This window comes from Streptomyces sp. NPDC104371 (genome assembly GCF_055583785.1).
In genome coordinates, this window is sequence record NZ_JBVJNF010000004.1 from 97,103 (window position 1) to 113,396 (window position 16,294).

At 73.0% G+C, this 16,294-nt stretch carries 16 protein-coding genes; 5 read left to right on the forward strand and 11 right to left on the reverse strand.

Features of this window, described 5'->3' with window-relative positions; all coding sequences use genetic code 11:
• Nucleotides 1-100: 100 nt before the first annotated feature.
• On the forward strand, nucleotides 101-760 hold the full coding sequence (locus ACZ60T_RS14430; RefSeq protein WP_469666161.1) for an HAD-IA family hydrolase: 660 nt from the start codon (nucleotides 101-103) through the stop codon (nucleotides 758-760).
• Between the two features lie 13 nt (nucleotides 761-773).
• Here the strand turns inward: ACZ60T_RS14430 and ACZ60T_RS14435 are convergent, their stop codons facing one another.
• On the reverse strand, nucleotides 774-1,721 hold the full coding sequence (locus ACZ60T_RS14435) for a peptidoglycan-binding domain-containing protein (protein ID WP_469666163.1): 948 nt from the start codon (nucleotides 1,719-1,721) through the stop codon (nucleotides 774-776).
• Nucleotides 1,722-1,902: 181 nt separating this feature from the next.
• Between ACZ60T_RS14435 and ACZ60T_RS14440 the strand changes: the two genes are divergently transcribed.
• On the forward strand, nucleotides 1,903-3,969 hold the full coding sequence (locus ACZ60T_RS14440) for an MDR family MFS transporter (protein ID WP_469666164.1): 2,067 nt from the start codon (nucleotides 1,903-1,905) through the stop codon (nucleotides 3,967-3,969).
• A gap of 25 nt (nucleotides 3,970-3,994) precedes the next feature.
• On the opposite strand, the gene ACZ60T_RS14445 is transcribed toward ACZ60T_RS14440, so the two are convergent.
• Nucleotides 3,995-4,486 carry a GNAT family N-acetyltransferase gene (locus ACZ60T_RS14445; protein ID WP_469666165.1) on the reverse strand — a complete coding sequence of 164 codons (492 nt, stop codon included), beginning with the start codon at nucleotides 4,484-4,486 and terminating at the stop codon, nucleotides 3,995-3,997.
• A gap of 74 nt (nucleotides 4,487-4,560) precedes the next feature.
• Nucleotides 4,561-4,965, reverse strand: a complete 405-nt coding sequence (locus ACZ60T_RS14450; protein WP_469666167.1) for a DnaJ family domain-containing protein — start codon at nucleotides 4,963-4,965, stop codon at nucleotides 4,561-4,563.
• Between the two features lie 118 nt (nucleotides 4,966-5,083).
• Here ACZ60T_RS14450 and ACZ60T_RS14455 point away from each other — a divergent pair, with 118 nt between their 5' ends.
• Entirely contained in the window at nucleotides 5,084-5,482 is a 399-nt protein-coding gene (locus ACZ60T_RS14455) for a hypothetical protein (RefSeq protein ID WP_365619663.1), read from the forward strand.
• Between the two features lie 51 nt (nucleotides 5,483-5,533).
• Here ACZ60T_RS14455 and proP read toward each other — a convergent pair whose 3' ends face one another.
• From proP to ACZ60T_RS14470, 3 genes are all read right to left on the reverse strand, one after another.
• Complete coding sequence (gene proP, locus ACZ60T_RS14460; RefSeq protein ID WP_469666574.1) at nucleotides 5,534-6,916, reverse strand: glycine betaine/L-proline transporter ProP; 1,383 nt, start codon at nucleotides 6,914-6,916, stop codon at nucleotides 5,534-5,536.
• 383 nt (nucleotides 6,917-7,299) lie between these two features.
• The gene (locus tag ACZ60T_RS14465) at nucleotides 7,300-7,719 is read right to left on the reverse strand and encodes an aggregation-promoting factor C-terminal-like domain-containing protein (RefSeq protein WP_469666168.1); all 420 of its coding nucleotides are present in this window, start codon (nucleotides 7,717-7,719) and stop codon (nucleotides 7,300-7,302) included.
• 544 nt (nucleotides 7,720-8,263) lie between these two features.
• The gene (locus tag ACZ60T_RS14470) at nucleotides 8,264-8,722 is read right to left on the reverse strand and encodes a hypothetical protein (RefSeq protein ID WP_365619669.1); all 459 of its coding nucleotides are present in this window, start codon (nucleotides 8,720-8,722) and stop codon (nucleotides 8,264-8,266) included.
• A gap of 80 nt (nucleotides 8,723-8,802) precedes the next feature.
• Between ACZ60T_RS14470 and ACZ60T_RS14475 the strand changes: the two genes are divergently transcribed.
• Nucleotides 8,803-9,648, forward strand: a complete 846-nt coding sequence (locus tag ACZ60T_RS14475; RefSeq protein WP_469666169.1) for a hypothetical protein — start codon at nucleotides 8,803-8,805, stop codon at nucleotides 9,646-9,648.
• A gap of 23 nt (nucleotides 9,649-9,671) precedes the next feature.
• Here ACZ60T_RS14475 and ACZ60T_RS14480 read toward each other — a convergent pair whose 3' ends face one another.
• Genes ACZ60T_RS14480 through ACZ60T_RS14500 form a run of 5 tightly spaced genes read right to left on the reverse strand, consistent with a single transcriptional unit; the run spans nucleotide 9,672 to nucleotide 15,157 of the window.
• Nucleotides 9,672-10,493: an ECF transporter S component gene (locus tag ACZ60T_RS14480; protein WP_469666170.1), complete on the reverse strand. Its 822-nt coding sequence runs from the start codon at nucleotides 10,491-10,493 to the stop codon at nucleotides 9,672-9,674.
• Entirely contained in the window at nucleotides 10,490-12,208 is a 1,719-nt protein-coding gene (locus ACZ60T_RS14485) for an ABC transporter ATP-binding protein (protein WP_469666171.1), read from the reverse strand. The genes ACZ60T_RS14480 and ACZ60T_RS14485 overlap by 4 nt, the downstream gene beginning before the upstream one ends.
• Nucleotides 12,205-13,278, reverse strand: coding sequence for an energy-coupling factor transporter transmembrane component T (locus ACZ60T_RS14490; RefSeq protein ID WP_469666172.1), 1,074 nt, complete (start codon nucleotides 13,276-13,278; stop codon nucleotides 12,205-12,207). The genes ACZ60T_RS14485 and ACZ60T_RS14490 overlap by 4 nt, the downstream gene beginning before the upstream one ends.
• A gap of 2 nt (nucleotides 13,279-13,280) precedes the next feature.
• Entirely contained in the window at nucleotides 13,281-13,925 is a 645-nt protein-coding gene (locus tag ACZ60T_RS14495) for an SCO2322 family protein (protein ID WP_469666173.1), read from the reverse strand.
• Nucleotides 13,922-15,157, reverse strand: a complete 1,236-nt coding sequence (locus ACZ60T_RS14500) for a prenyltransferase/squalene oxidase repeat-containing protein (RefSeq protein ID WP_469666174.1) — start codon at nucleotides 15,155-15,157, stop codon at nucleotides 13,922-13,924. Before ACZ60T_RS14500 ends, ACZ60T_RS14495 begins: the two co-directional genes overlap by 4 nt.
• A gap of 320 nt (nucleotides 15,158-15,477) precedes the next feature.
• On the opposite strand from ACZ60T_RS14500, the gene ACZ60T_RS14505 reads away from it, so the two are divergent.
• The gene (locus ACZ60T_RS14505) at nucleotides 15,478-16,155 is read left to right on the forward strand and encodes a phosphotransferase (protein ID WP_469666175.1); all 678 of its coding nucleotides are present in this window, start codon (nucleotides 15,478-15,480) and stop codon (nucleotides 16,153-16,155) included.
• The last annotated feature ends 139 nt before the right edge of the window (nucleotides 16,156-16,294 follow it).

The window sequence follows — 16,294 nt, forward strand, 5'->3', positions numbered from 1 at the left end:
GAACAAAGTGGCTCCCGCCCGCAACCCTGACCGGCGGGCGGGGCCGCCTTGTCCTCGGGGCCGCCTGGCGGCCCCTTCCCCATGCCTTGGAGCCCCGCCCATGACGGCCTCGACCCTGCTGACCACCCGCGCCCTGCTGCTCGACATGGACGGCACCCTCGTCAACTCCGATGTCGTCGTGGAGCGTTGCTGGCGTCGCTGGGCCGGACGGCACGGGCTGGACGGCGACGCGGTGATGAAGGTCGTGCACGGGCGGCAGGGGTACGCGTCGATGGCCGTACTGCTGCCGGACCGCCCCATGGAGCGGAACCACGCGGACAACGCCCGCATGCTCGCCGAGGAGACCGCCGACATGGACGGTGTGGTCGAGGTCCCCGGTGCCGCCGCCTTCCTCGCCTCCCTCGCGGAACTGCCGCACGCCCTCGTGACCTCGGCGGACGTGGCGCTGTCCACCGCGCGCATGGCCGCCGCGGGCCTCGGGCTGCCCGAGGTGCGGATCACCGCCGAGTCGGTCGGGGCGAGCAAGCCGGACCCGGAGGGCTTCCTCAAGGGCGCCGCCGAACTGGGCGTCGCGCCCGAGGACTGCCTCGTCTTCGAGGACTCCGGCGCGGGCATCGCGGCGGGGCGCGCCGCGGGGATGCGGGTGGTCGGCGTCGGCCGCCGGGCCGCGGAGCACGGTCCTGACGTCCTGGCCGCGGACCTCACGCGGGTGCGCGTGGAGGCTGCGGCGAACGGGATGATCCACGTTCGCATCGGCTGACCGGTGCTACCGGCTAGCGCCCGCTCGTCTCCGACTCCAGCATCGCCCGCGTCGCCGGGCCGTACACCCCCGGCTCGTCCTGAGTGACGCCGCGTGCCGCCTGGTACGTGCCGACGCCGCGTGCCACCCGCCAGCCGTAGTTGCCGTTCGCGGGGCCGTTGTACAGGTTCAACTGGCGCAGGCGTAGCTGTAGTTCGGTGACCTCCGGGCCCCGGTCGCCCTGGCGCAGGACCTGCCCGCTCGGCATCTGGCCCGCGGTGGCGGTGGGCGACGGCGCACGGGTGGGCGCGGTGGGCGTCGGGGTCGTGCTCGACGTGGCGGTGGCGGACGGGCTCGGGGGCGCGCTCGACGGTGACTCCGACGGCGTCGGGCTCGCGCTCGGTGACGAGGTCGCACTCGCCGTGGGGGCCGCCGCGGACGCCGTGGACGGCGTGGCCGACGGCTGCCGCGACGGCGACGACTCCGGCACGCTCGCCCGTACGTCGTCGGGCCGTGCCTCGTCCCGCTGCGGCGGGTCGTACGAGAACAGTCCCCCGGCGAAGGCGGCGGCCGCCGCGATCGCGACGGCGGCTCCACCGGAGGCCAGCAGCACGGTGCGCCGCTGTCGGCGCCGCGGCTTGCGGTGACCCGAGGTCCCCGGGTCCGAAGGGACGGCGTCGAGTCGCGCCGTCGTCGTCACATCCGGCTGCCGCCGCCCCGGTATCTCCTCCGGTCCCGGTACGGCGCCGAGACGTATCGTCTCGTCCGGCGCGGCCTCCCGCGCGGGCTCGGCCGGGGTCACCGGCAGATCGACGTACGGCCGGATCCGCAGCGGATCGAAGTCCTCCGCCGCTGCCGCCTGCGCCGTCCGCGCGTCCCGAAGCGCGTCGGACGCCCGTCGGGTGCATCCGCACGACGGCGTGCCGTCCGGCCGCCGCGGCGCCCCGCACTCCGGACAGGCCTGTCCGTTCGATCCACTCACGCCCTCGGTCCCCTCCCGCCGAACTCCAGAGATTATGCAGACCTTCCGCACGGAATCTCCCGTCCGCCCCCGGGATCTCCGCTTCCTCTCGGTTCTCGACAGGCACCTCAACAGGCCATATGGGCCCATAGCGACAAGGATGGGGGCAGCATGGAGGCAGGATCGTCTACAGGAGATCTTGATGACCGGTGACGCAGAGGGCAGGGCGGCCGAGGCGGGAGCACCCGCGGCGGCCGGACCGACCGGCGTCGCGCGGGGCAAGGCCGCGGAACAGCGCGCGCACGGCGGGGTGCTCGTCTCCATCGGCGCGCTGCTGACGGGCATGCTGCTCGCGGCGCTCGACCAGACGATCGTGTCGACCGCGCTGCCGACCATCGTCAGTGACCTCGGTGGCCTCGAACACCTCTCGTGGGTGGTCACCGCGTATCTGCTCGCGTCGACCGCGGCGACCCCGCTGTGGGGCAAGCTCGGGGACCAGTACGGCCGCAAGAAGCTGTTCCAGGCCGCGATCGTGATCTTCCTGATCGGCTCCGTGCTGTGCGGCGTGGCGCAGAACATGCTCGAACTGATCGCCTTCCGCGCCCTTCAGGGCCTGGGCGGCGGCGGGCTCATCGTGTTGTCGATGGCGATCGTCGGCGACATCGTCACGCCTCGGGAGCGCGGTCGCTACCAGGGGCTCTTCGGCGCCGTCTTCGGGACGACCAGTGTGCTCGGGCCGCTGCTGGGCGGCCTGTTCACCCAGCATCTGAGCTGGCGCTGGGTCTTCTACGTCAATCTGCCCCTCGGGATCGTCGCCCTGCTCGTGATCGCGACGGTGCTGAAGATCCCGCGGAAGTCCGCGCGGCATGTCATCGACTACCTCGGCACCTTCCTCATCGCCTGCGTCGCCACCTGTCTCGTCCTGGTGGCCTCCCTCGGCGGCACGACCTGGGGCTGGGTCTCGCCGCAGGTCATAGGCCTGGGGGTGCTGGGTGCCGTGCTGCTGGTCGCCTTCGTGCTCGTCGAACACCGGGCGGCCGAACCCGTCCTGCCGCTGAAGCTCTTCCGGGTGCGCACCTTCACCCTCGCCGCGATCATCAGCTTCATCGTCGGCTTCGCGATGTTCGGCGGGATGACGTATCTGCCGACGTTCCTCCAGATCGTCCACGGCATCACCCCGACCCTGTCCGGTGTGCACATGCTGCCGATGGTGCTCGGGATGCTGCTGTCCTCCACCGGCTCCGGCCAGCTCGTCAGCCGCACCGGCCGCTGGAAGGTGTTCCCGATCATGGGCACGGCGGTCACGACCGTCGGGCTGCTCCTGCTGCACCGGCTCGACGAGCACAGCAGCACGGCCGTGATGAGCGGCTGCTTCTTCGTCTTCGGTCTCGGCCTCGGCCTGGTGATGCAGGTCCTGGTGCTGGTCGTGCAGAACGCGGTCGACTACGAGGACCTCGGCGTCGCCACCTCCGGCGCCACCTTCTTCCGCTCCATCGGCGCCTCGGTCGGGGTGGCCGTGTTCGGCACGCTCTTCGCGGGCCGCCTCGGTGGTCAGCTCACGGCGGCGCTGGCCGGTCGGTCCCTCCCGCCGGGCGTCACCACGAACACCCTCCAGGCCGACCCGCGGGGCATCACGGGGCTTCCCGCGGATGTCCGGCCCGCCGTCCTGCACGCGTTCGCCGTCTCCATCACCGATGTCTTCCTGTACGCCGCCCCGGTCGCCCTCCTCGGCTTCGCCCTGGCGTGGTTCCTGCGCGAGGACCCGCTGCGCGGCTCGGTGACGGCACCGGACGGGACGGAGACGCTGGCGACCAATCCGGTGCAGCGTTCGTCGTACGACGAGGTGTGCCGGGCGCTGTCCGTCCTCAGCGCGCGCGAGGGGCGACGCGCGATCTACGAGAAGATCACCCGGCGCGCCGGGTACGACCTGTTGCCCGCGGCGAGCTGGCTGCTGCTGCGGATCATGCGCTACGGCTGGGCCGAGCCGGGGGTGCTCGCCGAGCGCAGCACGGTCCCGCTGAACGTCATCATCGGGGCCGCGCGGCAGGTGGAGGAGAGACGCCTGGCGGTGCGCGAGGGGCTCGACCTGGTCCTCACCGAGCAGGGCTACGAGGTCGCCGAGCGGCTGTCCCGGGCCCGTGAGGAGTCCCTGGCCGAACTGCTCGGCGACTGGTGGGGCCCGGACCGGCCGACCGATCTGAGCCGACTGGTCCAGGTCCTGAACGCCGAGATGTGCGGCTCGGACGCGGAACGCCCGCGCGAGGAGTAGCGGTCAGCCGAGGGAGGAGTAGCGGTCAGCCGAGCTTCTTCGCGAACCAGTGCTCGGCGTAGACGTCGTCGTTGTGCGGCGCGGTCTCCGCGTAGCCGAGGCGGCTGTACAAGGAGCGGGCCTCCACCAGATCGCCGCGGGTGTCCAGGACGATCCGCTCGGCGCCCAGCGCGCGAGCCGCGTCCTCGGCGGCGGACACCAGGAGTGCCGCGCCGCCCCGGCCGCGCAGCGCCGCGTACAGGAAGACCCGCTTCAGCTCGGCCGTCGCCGGGTCCAGCAGCCGTACGCCCGCCGTTCCCGCAGGCTCGCCCGCCCAGCGGGCCACGAACAGGGCGCCGGTCGGGGGCGCCAGATACTCCCCGGTGTCGGCGGCGATCGCGCGCTCCAGCTCCTCCGGCTCGGTCGAGCGGTTCTCGTGGAGCTGGTACCAGCGGTCGCTGACCTCCGTGTAGTACGCGCGCCACAGCGCCGCGGCCACCGGTGAGTCATGGGGTTCTCGGGCAACGGTCCATGTCATGACGGGCATGGTCGAAGCCGGAGGACGGGGCCCGCAACCGGATATGCGAGGCCGCCGGGGCGCGCGGGGTGCCCTCAGTCCGCGCGGCGGGCGCGCCGGCGCTGGACGATCTCCTCGACGTCGTACGGCTTCAGACCCAGCGGCGGGCCCGGTGGCGGCTTGAGCATCATGTCGCGGATCTTGACGTTGAGGGGCTCGATCAGCCGTCGTACCGCGGCCTCGGACGGTGCCGTCTCGGCGGCCTCGAGGGTGTCCTCCGCCTCCTTGCGGAGGGCCAGCGCGGGCGGCAGGACGGAGACGCCCTCGCGGGCCATCTTCCGCTTGATCCACCACAGTTCGTCGTACTGGGTCTCCGTGACGGCCGGTACGGGCTGACCCGCGCCGGGGAGATCCTTGAACTCGCCGCGCGCCTCCGCGTCACGGATCTGCTTGTCGACGAAGGACTCGAAGCTGACACCCGGTGGCTTGCGCTCGGTCATGGGTCCATTGTGCCGCACGTCACTCGACGGGGCGCCGAGTCGAACTATCATGCCGCCGCAGTACGTCAACACCCCTCACGCGCACACCACTTGACCGCCTCACCCCGGAGGAGCGCACGTGCTCGAACTCACCATGGCCACCGTCGCCGAGGCGGACGCCGGGGCTACCGCCGGCATGCTCATGGCCGACGCGCCCAGCGAACCGGGCGCCGCGCTCCGGGTGGGCCGCGACCGCTCCGTGTGCCGCCTCGCGCCCCCCGAGGACTGGCTGTTCGTCTCCCGGGTGCATCTGGAGTTCCAGTGCGGCCCCGACGGAGGCTGGCAGGTGAGCTGGCTGCGCGGCTCCCAGCCCGAGCCGTCCTCCGAGGTCCGGCTGATCCTGGGCGGGCACCAACCGGCCCAGCCGCTGCCGTACGGCGGCACGGCCAGGCTTCCGCACGGCGGCTCGGGCGAGCTGGTGATCCAGGACCGCGGCGCCCCGCGCAGTGTGAACGTGGGCTTCTATCACGAGGCCTGAACGACGACGGGGTGTACGGGCCGCGCGGACGCGGCCGTACACCCCGTCCGCTCAGTGCTCCGCGCGCTCCAGCGACGGTGCCGAACCCGGCAGCGGGCGGCCCGCCGACTCCGTCATGAACCACACCGCGATGCCGCCGATCACGGCCGCCGCCATCATGTAGTAGGCGGGCATCATCATGTTCCCGGTGGCGCCGATCAGCGCCGTGACCACCAGCGGGGTCGTACCGCCGAACAGCGACACGGAGATGTTGAAGCCGATCGACAGCGAGCCGTAGCGCACCCGCGTCGGGAAGAGTGCCGGGAGCGCGGCGGGCATCGACGCGGTGAAGCAGACCAGGAGCAGGCCCAGCGCGCCCATGCCGAGCGCGACGGCGAGCAGGCTGCCCTGGCGGATCAGCAGCAGGGCGGGCACCGACAGCAGCAGGAAGCCCACGCAGCCCGCGGCGATCACCGGGCGGCGGCCGATCCGGTCGGTCAGCGCGCCCACGAAGGGCTGCACGATCATCATGGTCGCCATCACGCCCAGCACGACCAGCAGTCCGTGCGTCTCGTCGTACTTCAGCTCGCTGGTCAGATAGCTCGGCATGTACGACAGCAGCATGTAGTCGGTGACGTTGAAGACGAGCACCAGACCCACGCAGAGCAGCAGCGCCCGCCACTGCCCGGCGACCATCTCGCGCAGCGGCACCTTGCGGTGCTCGGTCGCGGACTTCCCGGCCTTACGGGCCTTCTCGGCCTTCTCGGCCTGCGCCGCGAACGCCGGGGTCTCCTCCAGCCGCATCCGCAGATAGAGGCCGATGATGCCCATCGGGCCCGCGATCAGGAACGGGATCCGCCAGCCCCAGGCCACCATGTCCGCGGAGGACAGCAGCGCGGTCATCAAGGTGACGAGGCCCGCGCCGCCGATGTATCCGGCGAGCGTGCCGAACTCCAGCCAACTGCCGAAGAAGCCGCGCTTCTTGTCCGGCGCGTACTCGGCGATGAACGTGGACGCGCCCGCGTACTCACCACCGGTCGAGAACCCCTGCACCAGCCGGGCCACCAGCAGGAGGACGGGCGCCCCGACGCCGATCACCGCGTACGACGGGATCAGGCCGATCGCGAACGTGCCCGCCGCCATCATGATCATCGTCAGCGCGAGGATCTTCTGCCGCCCGACGCGGTCACCGAGCGGCCCGAAGACCATGCCGCCGAGCGGGCGGACCAGGAAGGCCGCGGCGAAGGCGCCGAAGGTGGACAGCAACTGCGCGGTGGGGTTGCCGGAGGGGAAGAACACCTTGCCCAGCGTCACGGCGATATAGCTGTAGACGCCGAAGTCGAACCACTCCATCGCGTTGCCGAGCGCGGCGGCTTTCACGGCGCGCTTGACCAGCGCGGGGTCGGTGACGGTGGCCTTCTCGGCCCAGGCGGGAGCCGAGGCCTGAGGGGCGATGGACGCTGCGGGTGGAGCGACGGTCGGCAAGGTACCGCTCGCCTGCCTTTCGACGGGGACAGGGACAGGGCCCGCCGCCGGGCGACGGACCACGGCCCGCCACGAGGAGCGGGCCGAAAGGCGACCATAGGGGGCGGGGTCGCCCTGGCGGAGCGTGGCCGACTCGATGCGTTCTGTACGTAAACGCGGCCTGTGCAGGAGCGACGGGCCCTCGCCGCACCGCCGCGAACCGTCCCGATTGTGACCCTTATCGCGCCTCAGGGGCGGAACCGCACCGTTCGCGCGGTTGACGCACGCCGAAGACGGCGACCCCGGGTCGGGGCCGCCGCCTTCGCGGATCGGTGCGCGCTCGGTCGGAGCGGATACCGGGATCGGTACCGGGATCAGTACCAGTGGTGGATGGACCAGAAGCGCCAGGCGGCGGCGGGGCTGCCGTAGCGTGAATTCATGTAGTCCAGGCCCCACTTGATCTGGGTGGCCGGGTTGGTCTTCCAGTCGGAGCCGGCGCTGGCCATCTTGTGGGCGGGCAGCGCCTGGACCAGGCCGTATGCGCCCGAGTACGGGTTGGTGGCGTGCATGTTCCAACCGCTCTCGTGCGAGACGATCTTGTGGAAGGCCGCGTACTGTGCGGGGTCCTTGATCATGTGACGTGCGATCGACTTGGCGGAGGAGGCGCCCGAAGCCGGGGCGGCGGCATGTGCGGGCGACGGGACGAGCCCCATGCCGGTGGCGGCGGTGACGACGGCGACGGTGGCGATGGCCTTCTTCGGAGAGGCGATGCGGCGGATCACGGAGACGGACACAGAACACCTTTTCGTCGGGAACAAGGGTGTCGCCCGCGACCCGGACCACGCGGGGCGTGACGGGTGCGCGTCGGTGCCGCGACCCGGGAGGGCCGGTCGGCGCCTGGCGACGGGATCCAGAGAAACAGGCGGCCCGTGGCGTCCGCAATGACCCCTCTTACCAGGTGTGCTCGCATTAGCGGCGTAATTCGCTTATGTGACCTGGGCCTCGATGTGCAGGTCACCGGGTCGGCCCGACGCGCGCATGTCAGGCGATCGGACTACGACCCTGCCTCGTAGGTGACCGCGTCCACGTGGGGGTCCGCACGGGCGGCACCAGGCGGAGCCGAGGGCGGTGGCGCGGAGCGGGAGGGGGCGGTGTGGCGCGCGGCGTGTACGGCGGGGTCGCCGCGCCGGAGCCGGACGGTGGCGATCGTTGCACGTGCAAGGGATCGAGGCGTGGTTGGCGCCCCGCGCACGGGAGTCGTGGTCCAGGGCGCGGGCGCGAAGCCATCTGCCTGCTGGGCCTGACGATCCGGCGCGTCAGGCCCGTACCCCGGTGAGGTCAGGCGAAGTGCGGCGCGGCCTCCGGTCGCCACAGCAGTGCCAGCCCCACGAGCCCGGCCAGGCAGGGCAGCAGACCCGCCAGGGTCATCACCAGGGGGTGCGGCTGGGTGAAGTGGTACACGGACAGCGCGGTTCCCACGACGACCGTCGCCGCGCCCGCCTTGCGCACCCATCGCTTGCCCCGCTTGCTCGCCCACGCCATCCAGACGAAGAAGGCGGCGCCGATCGCGGCGAGGGTGAACAGGTAGGTGAGGATGCTGGATTCGGCCATCGAGACGTCGCCGGGGCTGCGCCGCGGGTAGGCCTCGCGCAGTGTCCCGGCGAGTCCGTCGCCCCCGGCCTGGTCGGCGACGACGGTGGCGGCGGCGACTAACGACAGGGCGGCGGCGGTGTACAGCGCGGTGGCGGCGGTGCGGACGGACGTGGGGAGGTGCCGCGTGTTCATGGACGTGTTCATGGATCTCCTTGCGGTGTCGTGCCCGTGACGAGACTTGGGATATCTTGTCTCAAGTGGCTATGGGGAAGGGTAGAGGCAAGATGACCGACGAGCAATCTCCATCAGGACTGACCCGGCGTCGTCGCAGGCTGACGGACACGGAGACCGCGCAGCGGATGCTCGACACCGCCATGGCGATGATCGACGCCACCGGGCTGACGGTCAGCCTGGAGCACATCGGCTTCGAGGACGTCATCCGTGACGCGGGCGTCGCCCGCAGCGCCGTCTACCGCCGCTGGCCCTACAAGGACCTGTTCTTCAGCGATCTGCTCAAGGCGATCGCCGCGACCGCGCCCGCCGCGATCGGCACGGACGGCACGGTCGCCGAGGACGCGGTACGACGGCTCGCGCTCGACCGGCTGGAGCAGTTCGGTACCCCCGAGGGCCGTCGGGGGCTTCTCGTCGAGCTGCTGCGCCAGGGAGCGCTGCGGGACTTCGAGGCCATGCACGCCTCACCGCAGTGGCGCACCTACATCGCCCTGCACGCGACCTTCCTCAGCCTCGCCGACGGCGAGTTGCGCACGGAGGTCCAGGCCGCGCTCGCCACGGCGGAACGCGAACTGATCAACGGCATCGCGCGGTCGTACGGGCAACTGGCGGCTCTGCTCGGTCTGCGGCTGCGCCCTGAACTGGGCGCGGGGTTCGAGGAGTTGGCGGCCCAGGTCAGCGCGACCATGCGCGGCTTCGTGATCACCGCGCGCTCCCTGCCGGACCTCGCGGAGAGGCGGCCGAGGGCCGGTGTCCTCGGCGCGGCCGAGCCGGTGGAATGGTCGCGGCCCGCGCTGGGCGTCGTCGCGGTGGCCCTCTCCTTCCTCGAACCCGACCCGGAGGTCGAGTGGGACGAGGAGCGGCTCGCGACGGTGCGCCGGGCGCTCGAGGACGCGTAGAGGTCACGCCTCGAAGAGCACCACTAGCGCGGTTCGAAGGTGACCGGGCTCTCGAAGGCCGCTCGCCGGGTCGCGCGGCGCAGGGCTCTGAGGACCGGGGGGCCGAGGAAGCACGTCAGGACGATCGTGACGGTGGCGCGGCCCAGGTCCCAGCCCAGCGAGGTGGCCAGGCAGTAGGCGAGGAAGCGGCTGAGGTTGGTGGCGAGGCCGGCGTGCGGGTCGTAGGCGACGTTCGAGGCGAGCGCGTCCATGAAGGGCCAGCCGGAGAGGTTCATGACCGTGCCGTAGGCGAACGAGGCCAGGAACCCGTACGCCGCGAGCATCGCCACCTCGCCGCGGCCCCGCAGCCGGTCGGGGCCCGGCAGCAGCCCCGCGCCCAGCGTGAACCAGCCCATGGACAGCATCTGGAACGGCAGCCAGGGTCCGACCCCGCCCGTCAGCAGCGCGGAGGCGAACATGGTCACGGCGCCGAGCACGAACCCGAAGCCGGGCCCGAGCACGCGCCCGCTCAGGACCAGCAGGAAGAACATGGGCTCCAGGCCCGCGGTCCCGGCGCCGATGGGCCGCAGGGCCGCGCCGGTCGCGGCGAGCACGCCGAGCATGGCCACGGCCTTCGGCCCGAGCCCCGACTCGGCGATCGTCGCGGCCACGACGGCGACGAGCAGGACGAGCAGCCCGGCGAACAGCCAGGGGGCGTCCTGCGCGTGCGTGCCGAGCTGGGAGCCGGGATCGGCGAACAGGGGCCAGGTGAAGCCTGCTATGCCGACCACGCTGACCAGGGCGAGGGCGGCCAGGGAGCGGGGGCCGAGCCGGACCGGCGCGGGCCGGGGCCGAGGCGGTGTCATGACGACAGTGCCTCCCGTACCTGGGAGACCGTGAGCCAGGGCTGCGGCGCCAGCACCTTCGTCACCTGCGGGGCGAACGACGGGGAGGCGACCACCACCTCGGCGGTGGGGCCGTCGGCGACGACCTCGCCCTCCGCGAGGACGACCACGCGGTGCGCGATCTCGGCGGCCAGCTCCACGTCATGGGTGGCCAGGACGAGGGCGTGCCCCTCGGCGGCGAGCGCGCGCAGCACGGTGACCAGACGGGCCTTGGCCGCGTAGTCGAGGCCGCGTGTGGGCTCGTCCAGGAGCAGCAGTGGGGGCCGGGCCGTCAGCACGACGGCCAGGGCGAGCGCCAGGCGCTGCCCCTCCGACAGATCGCGGGGGTGGGTGTCGTCCCCGACGCCCGGCAGCAGTTCGGACACCAGGGCCCGGCAACTGCCCTCGGCGGCGCCCGCGTCCTGGTCCGCCGCCGCGCACTCGGCGGCCACCGTGTCCGCGTACAGCAGGTCGCGTGGCTCCTGCGGGACGAGGCCGACGCGGCGCACGAGTTCGCGCGGGGCCGCGCGGTACGGCACGGTGCCGCCGACCCGTACCGAGCCGTGGGCCGGTGGCACGAGCCCGACGAGCGCGGAGAGCAGGGTGGACTTCCCGGCACCGTTGCGTCCCATGAGGGCGACGGTCTCGCCCGGGGCCACCGTGAGGTCGACGTGGCGCAGCGCCTTGACGGGCCCGCGCTGGACGGCGAGGGCGCTGATGTCCGCCGCCATACGGGGACTCGAGGGGTCGGGGGCGGTGTGCGCGGGGCGGCGGCGCAGGAAGCGGCGGGGGGCGGGGATCGCGGGGGCGGGGGGCGTCGGCTCGGTGTCCGGGCTCGCGGTGCCGTGCGGGCGGTGGCCGTCCGGGGTGGGGGCCACGACGTCCGCGAGCCGTGCGCGCAGGTCGCTCGCGCGGCGGCGGGCGTCGCGGATGGTCAGGGGCAGCGGGGTCCAGCCGACCAGGCGGCCGAGGTCCACGACCGGCGGGTAGACCGGGGAGACGGCCATCACCTCGGCCGGGGTGCCGAGGACCGGGCGGGCGCCGGGGGAGGGGAGCAGGGCGATGCGGTCGGCGTAGTGGATGACGCGTTCCAGCCGGTGCTCGGCCATCAGGACCGTGGTGCCCAGGTCGTGGACGAGCCGTTGGAGCACGGCGAGGACCTCCTCGGCCGCCGCCGGGTCCAGCGCGGACGTCGGCTCGTCGAGGACGAGGACCTTCGGGTGCGTGGTGAGCACCGAGCCGATCGCGACGCGCTGCTGCTGGCCGCCGGAGAGAGTGGCGATCGGCCGGCTCCGCAGCTCGTTCAGCCCGAGCAGGTCCAGGGTCTCCTCCACCCGTCGCCGCATCACGTCCGGGGCGAGCCCCAACGACTCCATGCCGTAGGCGAGTTCGTCCTCGACCGTGTCCGTCACGAAGTGGGACAGCGGGTCCTGCCCCACCGTGCCCACGACATCGGCGAGTTCACGCGGCTTGTGGGTACGGGTGTCGCGTCCGGCCACCGTGACCCGGCCGCGCAGGGTGCCGCCCGTGAAGTGCGGGACCAGCCCGCTGACCGCGCCGAGCACCGTCGACTTGCCGGTCCCCGACGGGCCGACGAGCAGCACGAGTTCGCCCTCGGGGACCGTGAGGTCGATGCCCTGGACGGCGGGTTCGGCCGCCCCGTCGTACGTCACCGAGACGTTCTCGAAGCGGATCACACGGACTCCTCGGGGGCGGGAGTGACGAACGCGGGCAGCAGACCGAGCAGCACCGCCGCCGCGGGGAGCAGGGGGAGTGTCGGGGCGGTCAGGGGGACGACACCGGGGCGCAGCGCGGTGGGGTCGTACGCGGCGCAGGCGATCAGCAGCGCCGCCGTCGCGATGCCGGAACCGGCGACCAGCCAGGCCCGCGCGTTCCAGACGTCCGGGCGGTAGCGGGTGCGCGGGGAGCGGCGCCCGCCGAGCCGCAGCCCGGCGAGGGCGGCGGCCGACCCGGCGAGCAGCAACGGCAGCCCGTAGACGCCGCCTTCCGCGGTCAGCAGGCCGTACGTACCGGCGCAGATGCCGAGCAGACCGCCGAGCGTGAGGGCGGTGGTGGTACGGCGGACGGCGGGCGGAACGTCGGCGGTACGGCCGAAGCCGCGCGCGTCCATCGCGGCGGCGAGGGCGACCGAGCGCTCCAACGCGCCTTCCAGGACCGGGAGTCCGACCTGGAGCAGACCGCGCAGGCCCCGGTCGGGTCGGCCGCGCAGCCGGCGCGCGGCACGCAGCCGCTGGACGTCGGCGATCAGATGCGGGGCGAAGGTGAGCGCGACGACGACGGCGACCCCGGTCTCGTACAGGGCGCCCGGCAGGGACTTGAGGAGCCGGGCGGGGTTCGCGAGGGCGTTCGCGGCGCCGACGCAGATGAGCAGCGTGGCCAGCTTCAGACCGTCGTACAGGGCGAAGAGGAGGCCCTCCGCGGTGACCCGGCCGCCGAGCCGGATGCCCTGCGCCCAGTGGGGGAGGGGGACTTCGGGGAGGGTGAGGACGGTGTGGGTGCCCGGGATCGGGGAGCCGAGGACCACCGCGAACAGCAGCCGGATGGTGAGGACCGCGAGGCCGAGCTTGACGAAGGCGGCGTAGGACCGGGAGCACGGCGCGGAGGTGCGGCGGGCCGCCACCACGTACGCGGAGGTGGCGACCAGGAGGGCGAGCAGGATCGGGTTGGTGGTGCGGGTGGCGGCGGTGCCGAGGCCGAGGGCCCACAGCCACCAGGCGCCGGGGTGCACGGTCGGTCGGGGTGCCATCGTCAGCTCCTGCGGCGGCGCGCCTGCCATATCGCCGCTCCGCCGAGGGCGGCCACGGCGACGGCGCCCACCAGCAGGCCCGCCGACGGGGTGCCGTGCGACGAGGTGCCGGTCGAGGTGCCCGTCCTGGCGGGCTCGTGCTGCGCGGTGTCCCGTATCTGCTCGCCGCAGCCCTGGTGCGGGTAGCCCGCTATCGCGCACAGCAGGGCGTTGGTGTCGTAGCGCAGCGGCGGGACGGCCGCGGCGAGCGCTTCGGCGGTGGTGGCGTCCTCGCCGACCTGGGCGCAGACCGTGCGCCGGGCCGGGGGCTTCTCGCCCGAAGGGGCGTCCTCGGGCGTGCCGAAGTCGAGGACGATCGCCACCCGCTTCTTGCCGGACTGCGCGGGTGTGTCCGCGCAGATGGTGGTGAAGTCCGTGGTGCCGCGCGGCTTCGTGGCCCGCTGGGAGTCCTCGCTGATCGCGAACCGGAACCCCTGGACGTCCCCGTCGGCCGGGCGGGACAGGGAGGGGCCCTGGGTGGCGTACGTCCACGCCTCGCCCTGCCGCTCCCAGAAGGACCAGTACCGGTAGCCGGTGGCGTGCGCCTGGCCGCCGGTGAACAGGACCAGCAGCGCCAGGGCCAGGGCGGTCGCGACGCGGCGGATCACGGCTGCCGCTTCCGGTTGCGGCCGGAGAGCAGGAAGCCGATGCCGATACCGGCGACCAGGAAGACGCCGACGAACCACCAGACGGTGGTGCCGGAGTCGTTCTGCGACGTGTTGTCGTCGGCCTGCGTCTGCTTGCCGTCGGCCGCGGTCTTCTCGGCGCTCTGCGGGGCCGGGCCCGTCGCGCCCAGCTTGTCGACGAGGTTCACGGTGCCGAACGCGCGGGGGTCGGTGCCCGTCGCGTGCGCCGCGAAGACGAGCTGCGCGTACGCGGCCGGTCCGGACTTCTCGGCCCAGTCGGCGGCGTTCTTCTCCAGCCAGGCGAGCGGGCTCTCGGCCGCGGACGACAGGCCCGCCGCCGCGAGCGCGACGACCGCGTCCGCCGTGTTGCCGTAGTCGGGCTGGGCCGTCGCGCCCGGCATGGCGGACTTCAGATAGGGGGTCTTCTTCAGGGCTCCGGCGAGGTAGGCGGCACCGTTGTGCGCGACGGCGGTGGCGGTGTCCGCGTCGGTGCACGTGGTGGCCCCGGCCGTCTTGCCGGGCCCGGTCACGAAGCCCTTGCCCAGGGCGGCGAGGGCACCCGCGGCGGTCGCGTCCGCGTTCGCCGCGAGCGCGCCCTTCTTGTCCGGCTGGTAGGCGAACGCGCCGCCGTCCTTGCCGTCGCAGGGCAGTGACAGCTTCACCAGCGCGTCGTAGGGCGAGTGGCCCTTCGCGGACGTCGTCTCCTGCGGCTTCGCGCCGACCGCGGCCAGGGCGCCCACGACCGTGGACGTGGAGTTGGCGTCGCTCGCGCCGCCCGCGGTGAAGCCCCAGCCGCCGTCCTCGTTCTGTACGGACTTCAGCCACGCGACGGCCTTGCCGGTCTCCGCGTCGTGTCCGCCGAGCGCGGCCAGCGCCTGCACGGCGGCCGCGGTGCTGTTGGTGTCGACCTGCGTCTTGGCGTCGCAGTCGGCCTTCGGGTCGGCGCGGTAGGCGGCGAACGCGCCGTTCGCGCACTGCTGTCCGGCGAGCCAGTCCACGGCCTTCGCGGCCGGGCGCACCCCCACCGTGTGCTGGGCGAGCAGCGCGAGCGACTGGCGCCAGACACCGTCGTACGTGGGGTCCGCGGTGCCGTACAGGGCGGCGGGCGGCGGTGGCGCGGACGGGGACGGGGAGGCGGCGGAAGCGGCCGGGGCAAAAGCGCCACCGAGCACGGCTGTGGCGGCCAGTACCGCTGCGGTGCGGCGAACGTTCATGATCGGCGGTTGCCTCTCCTGGGGGGAGGCCGGGGCGCACGGGGGCACGAGGCAACCGGGCGGCTCCGGCCCCGTATGCCTCGACGGTGCCTGCCGTCGGCGGGCTGCCGACGACGCGAGCCGGTCATGTCCCGCGCGAGGCGATCCGGCTCACCGCCGTGGGGGCGGCACACGGTTGCGGGTCAGCGCCGGAATTGCACCGGCTTCCCCTCGTACAGGCGTGATGACGACGCGCACACTCTACCGGCCCGTACAAGAGGGCCCGGGGGCCGCCCGCGCGGACCGGGACCAGCGCACATCGGCGCGGATACGATCCGGCCATGACAACCGGAAGACTCCTCGGGGCCGGACGCATGGCCGATGTGTACGAGATCGACGAGGCGTGGGTGCTGCGGCGCTACCGGGATCCGTACGGGGACGCGGTCGCCGAGGCGGCGGTGATGGACCACGTCCGGGGCCACGGCTACCCGGTCCCCGCCGTGCGCTCCGCGACGCGCGCCGACCTCGTCATGGAACGGCTGACGGGCCCGACGATGGGGGAGGCGCTCATGGCCGGGCGGCTCGGCCCCGACGAGGCCGGGGCGATGCTCGCGCGCCTGCTGCGCGAACTGCACACGCTGCCCGCCCGTGACCCGGCCGTCAGCGTCCTCCACCTCGATCTGCACCCGCTGAACGTGATCCTGACCGACGGGGGCCCGAAGGTCATCGACTGGGCCACGGCCGAGGAGGGCTCGCCCGGACTCGACTGGGGCATGTCCGCGGTGATCCTCGCCCAGGTCGCCCTGACCGGCGAACCCCGGCTGGAGGGCGTACGCGAACTGCTGGCCGCGCTGCTCGCGGGGCAGCAGGAGGGGGCGTCGGCCCTCACGGAGGCGGGTCTGAAGCAGGCGTGCGCCCGCCGCGCGGCGAACCCGACGCTGACGCCGCGGGAGATCGAAGTCCTGGGGGAGGTGGAGGACTTGATACGAAGCCTGACTCAAATGCCCGAATTGCTATAAAGAATCATGAAATGGGGGTTTCTATCCCCTGGTGTGCGCGCTAGCCTGAAAAGTGCCTACGAGGCGAGTGAGGAAACTCGACCGGAAGTTGCCGACTTCGGCGTGACGCGCAAGTTTCCGCCGGGGCCGACAGAGGTTG

Excerpts from the sequence above, each read along its gene's own strand:
- ACZ60T_RS14430 (WP_469666161.1), top strand. The coding sequence starts at position 101 with ATGACGGCCTCGACCCTGCTGACCACCCGCGCCCTGCTGCTCGACATG.
- ACZ60T_RS14440 (WP_469666164.1), top strand. The coding sequence starts at position 1,903 with ATGACCGGTGACGCAGAGGGCAGGGCGGCCGAGGCGGGAGCACCCGCG.
- ACZ60T_RS14445 (WP_469666165.1), bottom strand. The coding sequence starts at position 4,486 with ATGACATGGACCGTTGCCCGAGAACCCCATGACTCACCGGTGGCCGCG.
- ACZ60T_RS14450 (WP_469666167.1), bottom strand. The coding sequence starts at position 4,965 with ATGACCGAGCGCAAGCCACCGGGTGTCAGCTTCGAGTCCTTCGTCGAC.
- ACZ60T_RS14470 (WP_365619669.1), bottom strand. The coding sequence starts at position 8,722 with ATGAACACGTCCATGAACACGCGGCACCTCCCCACGTCCGTCCGCACC.
- ACZ60T_RS14475 (WP_469666169.1), top strand. The coding sequence starts at position 8,803 with ATGACCGACGAGCAATCTCCATCAGGACTGACCCGGCGTCGTCGCAGG.
- ACZ60T_RS14480 (WP_469666170.1), bottom strand. The coding sequence starts at position 10,493 with ATGACACCGCCTCGGCCCCGGCCCGCGCCGGTCCGGCTCGGCCCCCGC.
- ACZ60T_RS14490 (WP_469666172.1), bottom strand. The coding sequence starts at position 13,278 with ATGGCACCCCGACCGACCGTGCACCCCGGCGCCTGGTGGCTGTGGGCC.
- ACZ60T_RS14500 (WP_469666174.1), bottom strand. The coding sequence starts at position 15,157 with ATGAACGTTCGCCGCACCGCAGCGGTACTGGCCGCCACAGCCGTGCTC.
- ACZ60T_RS14505 (WP_469666175.1), top strand. The coding sequence starts at position 15,478 with ATGACAACCGGAAGACTCCTCGGGGCCGGACGCATGGCCGATGTGTAC.